Source organism: Microvirga sp. VF16 (genome assembly GCF_016864375.1).
In the GTDB taxonomy this organism is placed as follows: domain Bacteria; phylum Pseudomonadota; class Alphaproteobacteria; order Rhizobiales; family Beijerinckiaceae; genus Microvirga.
The window spans coordinates 521,705-534,106 of sequence record NZ_CP069356.1; the positions used below are offsets into that span (position 1 = coordinate 521,705).

The 12,402-nt window shown below is 63.8% G+C and carries 15 protein-coding genes and 4 pseudogenes; 8 read left to right on the forward strand and 11 right to left on the reverse strand.

The genetic code is table 11. The annotated features are described in order from the left end of the window. Nucleotide 1 precedes the first annotated feature (1 nt). Together phoB and JO965_RS34760 are read left to right on the forward strand one after the other, a co-directional pair. Nucleotides 2-739, forward strand: coding sequence for a phosphate regulon transcriptional regulator PhoB (gene phoB / locus JO965_RS34755; RefSeq protein ID WP_203446514.1), 738 nt, complete (start codon nt 2-4; stop codon nt 737-739). A gap of 7 nt (nt 740-746) precedes the next feature. Beyond that, on the forward strand, nt 747-1,175 hold the full coding sequence (locus JO965_RS34760) for a hypothetical protein (RefSeq protein ID WP_203446515.1): 429 nt from the start codon (nt 747-749) through the stop codon (nt 1,173-1,175). Between the two features lie 35 nt (nt 1,176-1,210). Here JO965_RS34760 and JO965_RS34765 read toward each other — a convergent pair whose 3' ends face one another. From JO965_RS34765 to JO965_RS34805, 9 genes and pseudogenes are all read right to left on the reverse strand, one after another. Next, entirely contained in the window at nt 1,211-1,489 is a 279-nt protein-coding gene (locus JO965_RS34765; RefSeq protein ID WP_203446516.1) for a hypothetical protein, read from the reverse strand. Nucleotides 1,490-1,556: 67 nt separating this feature from the next. Next, nucleotides 1,557-2,613 (reverse strand): annotated as a pseudogene (locus tag JO965_RS34770) (ArsO family NAD(P)H-dependent flavin-containing monooxygenase). Further along, nucleotides 2,606-3,370 carry an arsenical resistance protein ArsH gene (gene arsH, locus JO965_RS34775; protein WP_203446517.1) on the reverse strand — a complete coding sequence of 255 codons (765 nt, stop codon included), beginning with the start codon at nt 3,368-3,370 and terminating at the stop codon, nt 2,606-2,608. Before arsH ends, JO965_RS34770 begins: the two are co-directional and overlap by 8 nt. Next, nucleotides 3,367-4,452, reverse strand: a complete 1,086-nt coding sequence (gene arsB / locus JO965_RS34780) for an ACR3 family arsenite efflux transporter (protein ID WP_203446518.1) — start codon at nt 4,450-4,452, stop codon at nt 3,367-3,369. Before arsB ends, arsH begins: the two co-directional genes overlap by 4 nt. Nucleotides 4,453-4,526: 74 nt before the next feature. Next, nucleotides 4,527-4,952: an arsenate reductase (glutaredoxin) gene (gene arsC, locus JO965_RS34785; RefSeq protein ID WP_203446519.1), complete on the reverse strand. Its 426-nt coding sequence runs from the start codon at nt 4,950-4,952 to the stop codon at nt 4,527-4,529. Nucleotides 4,953-4,960: 8 nt separating this feature from the next. Further along, nucleotides 4,961-5,506 carry an arsenate reductase ArsC gene (locus tag JO965_RS34790; RefSeq protein WP_203446520.1) on the reverse strand — a complete coding sequence of 182 codons (546 nt, stop codon included), beginning with the start codon at nt 5,504-5,506 and terminating at the stop codon, nt 4,961-4,963. Beyond that, nucleotides 5,499-5,855, reverse strand: coding sequence for a helix-turn-helix transcriptional regulator (locus JO965_RS34795; RefSeq protein ID WP_203446521.1), 357 nt, complete (start codon nt 5,853-5,855; stop codon nt 5,499-5,501). The genes JO965_RS34790 and JO965_RS34795 overlap by 8 nt, the downstream gene beginning before the upstream one ends. A 561-nt stretch (nt 5,856-6,416) precedes the next feature. After that, a pseudogene (locus JO965_RS34800) lies at nt 6,417-6,746 on the reverse strand (transposase); the annotation flags it as partial. A gap of 219 nt (nt 6,747-6,965) precedes the next feature. Then, nucleotides 6,966-8,403: pseudogene (locus JO965_RS34805) on the reverse strand (IS1182 family transposase). A gap of 290 nt (nt 8,404-8,693) precedes the next feature. Between JO965_RS34805 and JO965_RS34810 the strand changes: the two are divergent. Beyond that, nucleotides 8,694-8,831 (forward strand): hypothetical protein, encoded by a 138-nt coding sequence (locus JO965_RS34810; RefSeq protein WP_203446522.1) that lies wholly within the window; start codon nt 8,694-8,696, stop codon nt 8,829-8,831. A gap of 350 nt (nt 8,832-9,181) precedes the next feature. On the opposite strand, the gene JO965_RS34815 is transcribed toward JO965_RS34810, so the two are convergent. Next, nucleotides 9,182-9,463, reverse strand: a complete 282-nt coding sequence (locus tag JO965_RS34815) for a hypothetical protein (RefSeq protein ID WP_203446523.1) — start codon at nt 9,461-9,463, stop codon at nt 9,182-9,184. Nucleotides 9,464-9,579: 116 nt separating this feature from the next. Next, complete coding sequence (locus JO965_RS34820) at nt 9,580-9,795, reverse strand: DUF1059 domain-containing protein (RefSeq protein ID WP_203446524.1); 216 nt, start codon at nt 9,793-9,795, stop codon at nt 9,580-9,582. A 210-nt stretch (nt 9,796-10,005) separates the two neighbouring features. On the opposite strand from JO965_RS34820, the gene JO965_RS34825 reads away from it, so the two are divergent. From JO965_RS34825 to JO965_RS34845, 5 genes and pseudogenes are all read left to right on the forward strand, one after another. After that, the gene (locus tag JO965_RS34825) at nt 10,006-10,254 is read left to right on the forward strand and encodes a hypothetical protein (RefSeq protein ID WP_203446525.1); all 249 of its coding nucleotides are present in this window, start codon (nt 10,006-10,008) and stop codon (nt 10,252-10,254) included. A 161-nt stretch (nt 10,255-10,415) separates the two neighbouring features. Next, a complete protein-coding gene (locus JO965_RS34830) occupies nt 10,416-10,883 on the forward strand; it encodes a response regulator (RefSeq protein ID WP_203446526.1) in 468 nt (155 codons plus the stop codon). A 4-nt stretch (nt 10,884-10,887) separates the two neighbouring features. Beyond that, nucleotides 10,888-11,166: a hypothetical protein gene (locus JO965_RS34835; RefSeq protein ID WP_203446527.1), complete on the forward strand. Its 279-nt coding sequence runs from the start codon at nt 10,888-10,890 to the stop codon at nt 11,164-11,166. 169 nt (nt 11,167-11,335) lie between these two features. Further along, a pseudogene (locus tag JO965_RS34840) lies at nt 11,336-11,997 on the forward strand (DUF6766 family protein). Nucleotides 11,998-12,061: 64 nt separating this feature from the next. Beyond that, complete coding sequence (locus JO965_RS34845) at nt 12,062-12,310, forward strand: hypothetical protein (protein WP_203446528.1); 249 nt, start codon at nt 12,062-12,064, stop codon at nt 12,308-12,310. The last annotated feature ends 92 nt before the right edge of the window (nt 12,311-12,402 follow it).

A 12,402-nucleotide genomic window follows, 5' to 3' on the forward strand; every position in this document is an offset into this window, starting at 1 on the left:
GATGAATCCCCGGATTCTCATCGTCGAGGACGAGGAGCCTTTGGCACTCCTCCTGCGCTACAATCTCGAGTCGGAGGGTTACCAGGTCGACACCGCCGCCCGCGGCGACGAGGCGGAGATCGCTCTTCGTGAGCAGATTCCGGATCTCGTCATTCTCGATTGGATGCTTCCTGGCCTGTCCGGGATCGAGCTCTGCCGCAGGATCCGGGTCCGCGCCGAGACCCAGCGGACGCCTGTCATCATGCTGACGGCGCGAGGGGAGGAGGGCGACCGGATCCGGGGTCTCGAGACAGGGGCCGACGACTATATCGTGAAACCGTTCTCCGTGCCCGAATTGCTGGCGCGGGTACGGGCCCTCCTGCGCCGAGCGAGCCCGGGACAGGTAGCCACCCTGCTGATAGCAGGAGACATGGAACTTGACCGCGAGTCCCACCGGGTCAGACGTGCCAAGCGCGAGATCCACCTTGGCCCCACGGAGTTCCGACTGCTCGAGTACCTGATGCAATACCCAGGACGGGTCTTCTCGCGTGAGCGCTTGCTCGACAGGGTTTGGGGCTCGGACGTCTACATCGATGAGCGGACGGTCGACGTTCACGTCGGCCGCCTCCGCAAGGCCATTAACGGACCGCGCGAAGTGGATCCGATCCGCACCGTGCGCGGGGCAGGGTATTCGTTTGACGAGACTTTCGTATCCGACGATCAGCGGAGCTTGACAACGGAGCCGAGTGCGGCGCGATAATCGATCGATGGAGCCTTCACGCCCCCTTGCCAAGAAGCGTCTGGACAAGGCGCTTGAGCGAATTCTTCAATCCGGCGAGCCGGATCCGAGGACCTACGGCTACTCGGACCTACGGAAGAAGCTGTCGATCATCTCGCAGGAAAGGCGGTTCATGCTCTTCCTGTACATGAAGCAGAACCGCATTCCCCACACGGCCGACGAGCTGGCCGAAGCGACCGAGGACCTGAAGAGCACCGTCATCAAGAACCTGCACGTGTTCGTGGCGGAGGGCATCGTCCACCCGGCGCGCAATGCGACGACGGGCGTCGTGCGATACACGATCAACGAGGAACTCCTGCGGGTTCTGTCGGATCTGTTCCAGACCGGGGACGATGTTCGGGCAGACGAGGAACGGGCACAGTCGCGGAATGGGGCCGCATCTGCGCAGCATCAGTAATCCGGCAAGCGATCCCGGAGGCCATTGACAGCAGTTCAGAGACCTTGCCTGAGTTGGTCCTGTCCCTGCACTGCCAACCGGACTTCCTCGAGAACCTTGATCGCTGCGGCACACCGCATGCTGTCCTGTCCGCCCATGACCGCGATCTGCTCCGTGAGGTTCGCTGCGTCGTCGACCGCATTGCGGAGGAGACCTGTGATGCGCGGCTCCTGGTTGTCCAAGCGGCTTATGAGGCACACAAGCAGCGTTTGCAGGGCCCAGCTTGTAGCCGCCACCTGATCCAAATCGCGTCGAATGAGTTCCAGTTCAGCCATGAGGTGTCTCCCAGGTAAACGGCTGCCTTCATCCTATCCACGCTTAGCGGATCGGGTACATCCGGTCCTAAGCGGCTGAGCTATGCGCTTCGAGAAATCCCAGGACCTCGGGTATCGCCGCCCGTGCCGTCCGCGCTGCTCCAATCAGGGTCGCGGAGGCGAAACCCGTCCAATCCCCGTAGCCGAGCAGCCAAAGCCCGGGGACCTGCACGGATCGATTGCCGGCCACCGTGATCCGGTCACCCGGTCCGATGATGCCGAGAGGACGCAGGTGGTCCAGAGCAGGCTTGAAGCCTGTGCACCAGATCACGGTATCGACCTGGGTTTCCGTTCCGTCGGTCCAAATCACTCCGTTGGAGGTGAAGCGAACGAACGGCCGAACGCTCTCCAGCACACCACGCTGCCGAGCGTCGAGCACGGAAGGAACCATCACGATATTGCCCAGCCCACCAAGTGGCGAAGCCTCGCCCTTGAAGCGATCGGTCGCCCGCTGGAAGAGCACCCGACCATCGATGTCGTCAGGCAGGAACCTCGGAAGCTCGAGGGTAACCCAGACGGTCCTTGCGACCTTCGACACTTCCGCAAGGATCTGGGCACCGGAGTTGCCGCCGCCCACGACAAGCACGGTTTGCCCTGCAAAGGATTCCGGATCCCTGTAGTGAGCGGAATGGACCTGCGTACCCCTGAAAAGACCGATGTCCGGATATCCCGGGATGAAGGGACGGCTCCACGTTCCCGTGGCGCTGATGACGGCCCTTGCACGCAATGTGCCACTGTTCGTCTCAATGGCGAAAGACTCGCCATCGGTGGTGACGCGCTCGACATGGACCGGTCGCCTGATCGGGAAGCCGTACCGCTCCTCATAGCGCCGGAGATAGTCGATGACCTCGTCACGGCTCGGAAAGCGACCGGTTCCACTCGGAGGCATTCTCCATCCGGGAAGCGAGCTGTACTCGGCCGGGGAAAACAGCCGGAGGGAGCCCCAGCCGTGGAACCAGGCGCCGCCGGCCCGTGTCCTGATCGTCGAGGACCAGGAAGCTCCGGCCCGACCGATTGAGATAGTAGGCAGCCGACAGTCCTGCCTGTCCGCCACCGATGACGACGACATCGAGGATGTCAGCCATGGCGCCGGACAGGCTCCTGGGGCGCGATGGCGATCGACGAGAGATCCTGCGCAGGGTCGATGGGCCTGTTGGCCTCCTTGCGCTCCGAGTACCTGTCAGTGAGCGAGGCAACCTGCGGACGGAGCAGGACCGTGAAGCGCACCAGCTCCTCCATCACGTCGACGATGCGGTCATAGTAGCTCGACGGCTTCATCCGCCCTGCTTGGTCGAATTCCTGGAAAGCCTTGGCGACACTCGACTGGTTCGGGATCGTGAACATGCGCATCCAGCGGCCGAGGATGCGCAGCGTGTTGACCGCATTGAAGGATTGGGACCCGCCCGAGACCTGCATGACCGCCAGCGTGCGACCTTGCGTCGGCCGCATTCCGCCCATGCTGAGCGGCAGATGGTCGATCTGCGCCTTCATCAGTCCCGTGATCTGCCCGTGCCGCTCAGGGCTGCACCACACCTGACCCTCCGACCACATGGAGTGCTCGCGCAGTTCGCGGATGGCGGGATGGTCGTCCTTGTCGACTTGGTCCGGGAACGGCAGATCGGAGGGGTCGAAGATGCGCGTCTCGGCCCCGAAGTGCTCGAGCAGGCGGGCCGCCTCCTCGGTGGCCAGCCGAGAGTAGGAGCGTTCCCTCAGGGAGCCATAGAGAAGCAGGATGCGGGGCTTGTGGCCCTGCGGCCCAAGGCCGCCCGCAGGCCGGGCATGGGCGTATCGTGGGTCCAGGGCGGGCAAATGGTGCGGGTCGGGGAGGGGGCGCAGCCTCATGCGGCTCTCCTTTGGGCAGTATGGTGGCTGCGGAGACCAGTGAAGTACCGCTGGCCGAACCACAGGGCGACATGGACGAGCAGGATCAGCACGGGCACCTCGACCAGCGGACCGATCACGGCCGCGAACGCGACGGGCGACGCCAAGCCGAACGAGGCGATCGCGACCGCGATGGCCAGCTCGAAGTTGTTGCCGGCGGCCGTGAAGGCGATGGCGGTGGTGCGCGGATAGTCGGTCTCGATCAGCTTGCCCATCGCGAAGCTGATCAGGAACTGCACCAGGAAATAGATCGACAGCGGGATCGCGATCATTACGGCGTCGAGGGGCAGGCGCACCAGGTCGCCGCCCTTGAGGCTGAACATCGCCACGATGGTGAAGAGCAGGGCACCGAGCGTGATCGGGCTGATCCTCGGAATGAACACGCGCTCGTACCACTCCTGGCCCTTACGGACGGTCAGGATGCGCCGGGTCAGGAAGCCGGCCAGAAACGGGATGCCTAGATAGATCAGGACTGCCTCCGCGATCGTCCTGAAGCTCACGTCAATGACGCTGCCCTCCAGGCCGAACAGGGGCGGCAGGACGGCGAGGAAGAACCAGGCATAGACGCTGAAAAACAGGATCTGGAAGATCGAGTTGAAGGCGACGAGACCCGCGACGTACTGGTTGTCGCCGCGCGCGAGGTGGTTCCACACCAGCACCATGGCGATGCAACGCGCCAGCCCGATCAGGATCAGCCCCGTCATGTACTCGGGATGATTACGCAGGAACAGGACGGCTAGGCCGAACATGAGCGTCGGGCCGATGATCCAGTTCTGGAGGAGCGAGAGGGTCAGCACCCGCTTGTCCTTGAAGACCTGATGGAGCTCCTCGTACCGGACCTTGGCGAGGGGCGGGTACATCATCAGGATCAGCCCGATGGCAATCGGGATGTTCGTTGAGCCGGACGAGAGGCTGTTGAGGGCGGCGGGCAATCCTTCGAACGCGGTGCCCAGGACAATGCCGAGCGCCATGGCGGCGAAGATCCACACCGTCAGGTAGCGGTCGAGGAACGATAGGCGCTGGGGCTTGAGTTGTGAGGCCATGAGTTATCTCCCTGAGCCGCTGTCCATGGCTGCCGCGACCCGTTGGCGGTTGAAGTCGGTAGATTACGGTTCGATCAGGCAGTGGCGGCGCGGCGTCCCGATGAGTCGATTACGATCTCGCCGTCCTCCTTGCGGAATTCGCCCTGCTGCGGTGGCAGGATGTCGAGGACGGCCTCGGACGGCCGGCACAGGCGCACGCCCTTGGGGGTGACGACGATGGGACGGTTGATCAGGATTGGGTGCGTCATCATCGCGTCGACGAGCTGGTCATCCGTCAGGGCTGGATCATCGAGGCCGAGTTCATGGTACGGTGTGCCCTTCTCGCGGATGACGTCGCGGACCTGGCCCTCCATACGCTGGATGAGCTGGCGCAGCAGGAGCCGAGTCGGCGGGGTCTTCAGGTACTCGATGATATGCGGCTCGATGCCGGCATTGCGGATCATGGCCAGCGTGTTGCGGGACGTGCCGCAATCCGGGTTGTGGTAGATGATGACGTCCATGGGAAACCTCAGGTCGAAGAGCGATCGAAGGGAAGCACCGTGCCGGAAGTCGTACCCTCCAGTCGTCCGATTTCCGTTAGGTGCTGCGTAAGAGTCATTTGATCGAGGCTCGCCATCGGCAGGGCCAGGAAGGCGGCGATCCGGTTCTTCAGGTACTTGAAGGCTTGTACGAAGGCCCTTTCCTTCTCGATGTCGGTGCCCTGAACGGCTGCCGGATCCTCGATGCCCCAGTGGGCCGAGGCCGGATGGCCGGGCCAGATCGGGCAGGCCTCGCCGGCGGCGGCGTCGCAGACCGTGAAGATGAAGTCCATCACGGGTGCATTCGGCCCGGAAAATTCATCCCAACCCTTCGAGCGGAAGCCGTCGGTTGGATACTCGAAGCTGTCGAGAACCTTCAGGGCGAATGGATTGATGACACCCTTTGGCTGGCTGCCGGCGGAGAACGCGTTGAAGCGGCCGGCGCCGTCCTTGCGCAGGATACCTTCGGCCAGGATCGAGCGGGCAGAGTTGCCGGCGCATAGGAACAGCACGTTGTAGGGACGATGGTCAGCCATCGGCTTTCTCCTTCGGAGGACAGCAGGGCGTCAGCGCGTCGACGAGAGGGGCACATACATCCGGATGGCCGCCGCAGCAGTCCTGGAGCAGGAAGGTCACGACCTCGCGCAGGCGGTCGAGATCGGCCCGATAGATGATCGAGCGGCTGCGGCGCTCGGAGTGGATGAGCCCCGCCCGGGACAAGATGCCGAGATGGCTCGACATGGTGTTGTGAGGGACGGCCAGCTCCCGGGCGATGTCGCCCGCAGGAAGGCCCTCGGGCTCGTGCCTTACCAGGAGACGGAAGACGTTGAGACGCGTGGGCTGAGCGAGGGCCGCAAGGGCAAGAATGACGTTTTCTGGTTCCATATGTCGAGACTTATAGAAATTTAAGTGAAATGCAATAGGCCTGCCAAAACGAGAATGCCCATCGCAATACGATGGACGAGCTTCCCAGAAGTGATCAGCTCACGTCGCTAGGTCGGCTAGTGGCACGCCTCGGTCCAAAAGGCTTGGTCAGCTCTAGCTGGTCAGAGCTGACGTTCATTGAGCGTCCGGAAGGTGAAAGGTTGACCCTGGCTGTCGTCTAATCGCTCGTTGGAATGCAAGCCCTTTTGGTGCCGAGGCTGTGGTTTGCCGGGAGCAGTGTCGTCTTCGCGGTCGACAGCAGTCGCCGCATGATGGGGCTTCGCAGGAGGAACCTTCCAAGGTGTCAAACGCACGCTCCGGGCCTATGGGCGCGTCGGTGCAACAGCCTAGGCGGAATGGTTCATCCACGTCCCGGCAGGGACGCCTCGGCACGCCTCAGGACAGGCGCATAGCAGTTCTGGCCGGTCAGGCGGTGGCGCTGATTGCCCAGTTGAACGGCTGGCCGGATTTCAGCATCGCGTGCATGATGACCGCCAACTTGCGGGCTACGGCCACAGCCGCGCGCTTGAAGCCGACCTCGGCCAGATGGGCCAGGCCATCGGCATCATTGGCGTCGGTTTTGTTGGGCGCCATGGCGAGGGCGGCTTTGGCATGGCGCGCATCGATACAGATCGCCGGCAGCCCCTCGGTCTGGAGCGCATGATAGAACCACACCGCCAAAGGCCCGGTCTCGAACACCACCCGCTGGGCCGCAGGCGCACGCTTGCGGACGATCTCCGCAATCAGGGTTGGATCAGACGGGCATTTGCCGCGCCAGATCCGCTTGCCGTCCCGCCGCACGGAAATCGCCGTCTCTTTCACCGACACGTCAAGACCGATATACTCGCCCATGGGTGTTCTCCGTTCGATGCTTGGGCCCGGCGTCCAGTCGAGAGCCCGTCATTCCATCTTATCGGGGAACAACCACCCGCTCTTCCATGCAGTGACCATCCGGTCTTAGGGCGACTCGCTCCGCGATTACCCAATGTGTCAAAACGCTGCTGCCCTCGTGCGGATGACGGGCGCTGTTTCGCGGGTGCCGCCATGGTGCGCATGGGCGGGCGTGTGGCGTCAGGCTTCGAGAGCCTTCAGCAGGGGCCCCACGCCCAGGATGTTGATGACTCGCTTCAGGTTGTAGGCCAGCACGTGCAGGCTCATCTCGGTTTTGACCTTCTCCAGGGTCTTCATCAGAAAATGCGCGCTGCCCATCCAGGCCTTGATGGTCCCGAACGGATGCTCCACCGTCTGCCGCCGGATTGTCATGGCCTCAGGCATGCCATCCAGCCGGGCCTGCATCCGGTCAAGCACATCCTCGTGCTGCCAGCGCTTCACCCGCTTGTGCTTGTCCGGCGTGCACCGGGGCTTGAGGGCACAGGTCGGACAGGCGGTCAGGTTGCGGCAATGATCGATTGTGTCCCGACGATCTGAGCGTACCTTGCCCTTCGTCAGGTGCTGGCCCGCCGGGCAGATGTAGCGGTCATGCTCGGCGTCGTAGACGAAGTCCTGCCCGGTGAAGAGACCGCGGTTGGTGTTGCCGGAGGTCTGGGTCTTGGGAACGCAGGGCAGCACGCCGGTTCCCTCACAGGCCAGCACCTCCTCGCCATTGTAGTAACCTCGATCGGCCAGCGCAGTGATTTCCTCGCACGCCATCACGTCCTGGGCTTGCCATCCCATCGCGAGCAGTTGTGCGGTCGTTGCCGACATTGGTCACCTCGTGCGCCACGATGAGATGATGCTCGGCCTCCACCGCCATCTGCACATTGTAGCCGACGATGCCCGTGCCCTTGCCGCTGGTGGCCATCGAGCGCGCATCCGGATCGGTGAGGGAGATCTGCTGGTCGGGCGCGGCCTCGACCTGCTGGCCCATAGCGTTGAGGGCTTGCATCTGCCGGCGCAGGCCCTTGATCTTTTCCTTGAGCCGGCTTGTGCGGGCCTCGGCCACATCGTTGTCCTGCCGGTCGGCTCGATCGAGCGCCGCCAGGTAGCGGGCAATACTGGCCTCGACCTGCTCGATGCGTTTGGCCACCTTGGCGGTGGTGAAATTCTTGTCGCGGTTGTTGACGGCCTTGAACTTGGAGCCGTCGAGAGCAACGACCGCGCGGGTAAACAGGTTGAGCTTGCGGCACAGCACGATGAACTGGGCACAGGCCGCACGGATGGCTGGCCCGTTGTCGCGGCGGAAGTCGGCAATGGTCTTGAAGTCGGGCCTCAGCCGGCCGGTCAGCCAGATCAGTTCGAGGTTGCGCTGACTCTCCCGTTCCAGCCTCCGGCTCGACTGAATGCGGTTGAGATAGCCGTAGATGTAGATCTTGAGCAGGATAGCGGGGTGGTACGACGGGCGGCCTGTTGCCTCCGGCACCACGCCGGCAAAGCCGAGGGCCGCCAGGCCCAGTTCATCGACAAAAGCTTCGATGATGCGCATGGGATTGTCGGGCGCCACATAGTCGTCCAGGCACTCAGGAAGCAGGGTGGTCTGCCGACGGTCTTGCCCTTCAACGAAACGCTTCATCTCGCCCTCCGCTGATCAACCAGCAGCTTAACAGACGAACGCATTTCCACACAGCCTGGACCCGTTGCAGACCTTCCGAGCGCTGGCTTATGGATGGGTCAGTTCAGGCTGATCGAGGGGTTCGTGACCCAAAGGTCCAAGCCGCTGCCGCATGCTCTGATGGGGATCACCGTTCGAGGGAAACACGCGCATCACGCGCAGCACCCCCCTCAAATCTGAGCAGTATTGTCGCCACAATTGGCCACAAGGATCCGTCTGACCTGATTCCAGCCAAACGATTGCGAGGGTGCATGACCCGTAAGGATCGCTTTGTGCTCTATGGCCGGCTTGGGCTCATCCTGGCGGCCTTTGCGATGATCGGTGGGGTTGTAGCCGAACCGCTTCTCCGGCCGTTGTGGTCCCCACGGCTGACGGTTGCCCAACGGTAGCTCATCCTGAAGCCAGTTTTTCACGCTCGGTACCTACTAAGGATCGTCCAGCCCTCGTCGCAGAAGGCGACATCGCCGGCGCGCGATCCTCAGTCGTCATCCTCCACGCGCTGCCAGCGGCGCCTGGAGCGATCATTGTCCGTGATGACAGTGTCGACCCGGGTATGGACTCCGTTCGAGGAGCTCGAGCTGGAGTTTGATGACGTATTGCCGGCCTGGCTCGGTGTCGCGATACACAACGTGAGCAGCATTGAGATCATGAACAAGTGCTGCACCATCACCTCCTGGCTTTGAGTAGCCGGTGACGACACCATACGTGGCCTGAATGGGCGATGACGAAAGCACTTCAGTCAGGCGGCGAGCGCCCGGATACGCTCCTCCACGGCCGCAAGCTGCCGGACGTACGGCGCACGCCGCTCCCGGTGGCGCTCTTCCAACCTGCGGATCACGGTCTGCTTGAGCCACTCGTCCGCGTCGCTGTCCCTGACGATCGCGACCTCACTTTCATGCACGAAGTCGATGTCGGCCAAAGCGGCCAGGATCGATTGCAGCAGGGGCTGGAGGTCGGGCGGATAGACACGGGGAGTGTTCCCCAAGGCCGGACGAACAGACTGTCCAGACGTGGTGGACATGGGCTTCCTCCGATGACACCCGGCTCTCGCCGTGTTCTGGCCGCCAAGTGGGATCCGGCACGGCACGATGCAAGCTCCCCAAAGGAGGTAGTGCCGGGGCGGGCTGCTTTGACCCGTCAGGCGGCGCGGGATGGCGCTGCCTCGGAGGGCATGCCGTCCCGGATCGCGCCCCGGAGCTGGTCGCGCAGCTCGGGCGTGTCCTGATGGCCGTGCACGGCCACCGCATGCTGCACGGCGGCCTCGATCAGTTCGGTCTCGGTGTCGGCGATGATGGTGATCGAGCAGTTCATCTCGCTCGGGAAGGCACGGCAGTCGATGTATTTGCGTCCCATGGCAGCCTCCATGATCGCAGCAACCCCGCCCGTCAGGCACCCGCGATTCTACGATCGAGGCTGCCGTGCGGCAACCAGATCGCCAGCGCCCCATGGTCGTTAGGCAGCCCTCGGGGGAGGCGCCGCGGGCATCACGGGCGCATGAACTCGGTTTGAACGCAATTCTCGGGCAGGGTCGGTTTTCCCAACCAGAACGTTCCGGGTGCAGCGATGATCCGGGTCTGTTGTCCGGCTGAGTTCCTCAGGCATGCCGAGGCCCTCGAACGCTGGGCCGAGGCGCGGGACCGCGCCATCGCGGTGCTCGACCGCGAGGCCGGGCATCTCGCCGACCAGGGCCAGATGGACCGGACCCTATGCTTGCGATCCGCAGCCTCGCACCTGTGTCAGGCCGCCCTCGAGGAGCGTCGGCGCGCCGCCAGGTTGCGGGAGGCGACCGCGGCTCACGCTCATCCCGCTTGACCGGCAGACGGTGCGGAGGTCATCCACCCGGGCAGCCGCCCCACAAGTCGACCGCCAGCACAACCATCCCGCGTCGAGCAGACCTCGTGGCCTGGGTCTGGCACGGCCGTACCCGATCCGCCGGTCCGCTGAGCTTGCCGGACCCATGCAGGACGGCAGCCATGAAATCGGACGTCAGGGACCTGCGACGAGGAACATCACTCGCGGGTACTCGTTGGCCAGCTTCAAAAGGACGAAGCGCGATGCTGGCAGGATCCCGTGTTCTCGTGGTGGAGGATGAGGCGCTCATCGCGATGGGCATCAGTGCGATGCTCACGGACGCGGAGGCGGTGCCGGTCGGACCGGCCGCCAGCGTGCGCGAGGCCCGCCAGCTCATCAGGGATGTCGCCGTGCTTGATGCGGCGGTCCTGGACGTGAACCTCGCCGACGGCTCGGTGACGCCCATCCTGGAGGCCCTGAGCGCACGAGGCATCCCGACCGTCATCTACACCGGCGGTGTTGTCCCGGAGGACGTCCGCCACCGCCACCCCAACCTGGTTGCGCTCTCCAAGCCCGTGCTGCCGGCCCGGCTCATCGGCGAGCTCCGGAAGGCGATCGGACCCGCGCGGCCGCATCGATCCTGGGGGTGAACCCGTGGATCCGGTCAGCCGGCACTTCCCTGAGGCATCCCGGCACGTCATCGTTCGCTTCGGTCTCAAGCTTGCCGTGTTCCTGATCATCTGTGGCCTCCAGACGGGGTCCGGAGGTCCGACCCTGTTCTTCGAGGTGGCAGCCCTGGCTGCCGTTCTTTGCATTGTCCTTGCCCTGCATGCCCGCGAGCGCCCGATGGACACGTCGCTCAACTACTGGGACGAGGCAGTTGTCTTCGGCTTGGTTTCCCGCCTCGGCAGTGGCATGCCCGAATTCGGATGACATTACGGGATCCGGCATTCCGCCGACTTGGCGGGCCGGAGCGACAGGACGATCGTCGTGGCCGATCCAATGCAACAACCGGGGGCGTTCTCAACGGCGGGATGGGACCGGAAACCGGGCGCATGGTCCGGCGTTGTCAAACCGTGGCAGTTCGGGTGAGGTCAGGCGTATGCGGCGGTTCCTTCGGGACAATGGCCTGTCGGTGATGCTGTTCACCCTGTTCCTGGTTTCCCTTGTTGGTCAGGCAATTACAGGCTGGAAGGCCCACGCTGAGGAACTCCGTCTGCATGAACTTCCTGCCACCGGCTTTCTGGAGTACCTGACCAGCGGCCACTTCATCTCGGCGGTGTTCGAGAACTGGGAGAGCGAGTTCCTCCAGATGGCGGCCTACGTGCTGCTCACCATCTTCCTGTTCCAGAAGGGCGCCTCGGAGTCCAAGAAGCCGGATGAGGACAACCCCGAGGATGAACCGCCCTCCGCCAAGCGCAACGATCCGGATGCTCCCTGGCCCGTGCATCGCGGCGGCCGCTGCTGAAGCTCTACTCGCATTCCCTCAGCATCGCACTGGTCACGCTGTTCCTCGCGTCCTTCTGGCTGCACCTGGCGGGGAGCACGCGCCGGATGAACGAGGAGGCGCTCCAGCATCATCAGCCGCCACAGACCATGGCCGACACCCTGGCGGAGCCGGAGTTCTGGTACGAGAGCTTCCAGAACTGGCAGAGCGAGTTCCTGTCGATTGCCGTGCTGCCGGTGCTCGGCATCTACCTGCGGGAACGGGGATCACTCGAGTCCAAGCCCGTGACCGCTCCCCACGCCGCTACCGGGCACTGACGAGAGGGAGCTGAGCCCTATCTGGATAAGGCAGGCTGCCCGAGTTCCTTCCATGGAGCCTCGCGTGACATTCGGCGCCTACAATGACCGCCTCTGGTGTTTCGCCGTTGTCTTCGGCGGGGTGTCCGTTGTTGCCATGCTGATCGCGAGGCGCTCCTGGCAGCATTTTCAGGATGCCCTGAAGGCTCCGCTCACCCCGTACACCGGCGACGTGCCCTACCAGAGGGAATGGGACTTCAGGTACTGGCGCAGGATGGCAAGGGTGACGGCCGGGCTCTCGATCCTCCTCTCCATTCTGTGGCTCATCCCTTAGCGTCCCTGCCGTCCGATCGGATCCCCGTGGCCCGGGATCGAGGCCGCAAGACAAAGGCTCCCAGGGACTCACGGCTCATGGGAGACGACCCC

Bases quoted from the DNA above. Each gene is read 5' to 3' on its own strand.
- phoB (WP_203446514.1), top strand. From the start codon at position 2: ATGAATCCCCGGATTCTCATCGTCGAGGACGAGGAGCCTTTGGCACTC.
- JO965_RS34760 (WP_203446515.1), top strand. From the start codon at position 747: ATGGAGCCTTCACGCCCCCTTGCCAAGAAGCGTCTGGACAAGGCGCTT.
- JO965_RS34765 (WP_203446516.1), bottom strand. From the start codon at position 1,489: ATGGCTGAACTGGAACTCATTCGACGCGATTTGGATCAGGTGGCGGCT.
- arsH (WP_203446517.1), bottom strand. From the start codon at position 3,370: ATGAGGCTGCGCCCCCTCCCCGACCCGCACCATTTGCCCGCCCTGGAC.
- arsB (WP_203446518.1), bottom strand. From the start codon at position 4,452: ATGGCCTCACAACTCAAGCCCCAGCGCCTATCGTTCCTCGACCGCTAC.
- arsC (WP_203446519.1), bottom strand. From the start codon at position 4,952: ATGGACGTCATCATCTACCACAACCCGGATTGCGGCACGTCCCGCAAC.
- JO965_RS34790 (WP_203446520.1), bottom strand. From the start codon at position 5,506: ATGGCTGACCATCGTCCCTACAACGTGCTGTTCCTATGCGCCGGCAAC.
- JO965_RS34795 (WP_203446521.1), bottom strand. From the start codon at position 5,855: ATGGAACCAGAAAACGTCATTCTTGCCCTTGCGGCCCTCGCTCAGCCC.
- JO965_RS34810 (WP_203446522.1), top strand. From the start codon at position 8,694: ATGACCCGTAAGGATCGCTTTGTGCTCTATGGCCGGCTTGGGCTCATC.
- JO965_RS34815 (WP_203446523.1), bottom strand. From the start codon at position 9,463: ATGTCCACCACGTCTGGACAGTCTGTTCGTCCGGCCTTGGGGAACACT.
- JO965_RS34820 (WP_203446524.1), bottom strand. From the start codon at position 9,795: ATGGGACGCAAATACATCGACTGCCGTGCCTTCCCGAGCGAGATGAAC.
- JO965_RS34825 (WP_203446525.1), top strand. From the start codon at position 10,006: ATGATCCGGGTCTGTTGTCCGGCTGAGTTCCTCAGGCATGCCGAGGCC.
- JO965_RS34830 (WP_203446526.1), top strand. From the start codon at position 10,416: ATGAAATCGGACGTCAGGGACCTGCGACGAGGAACATCACTCGCGGGT.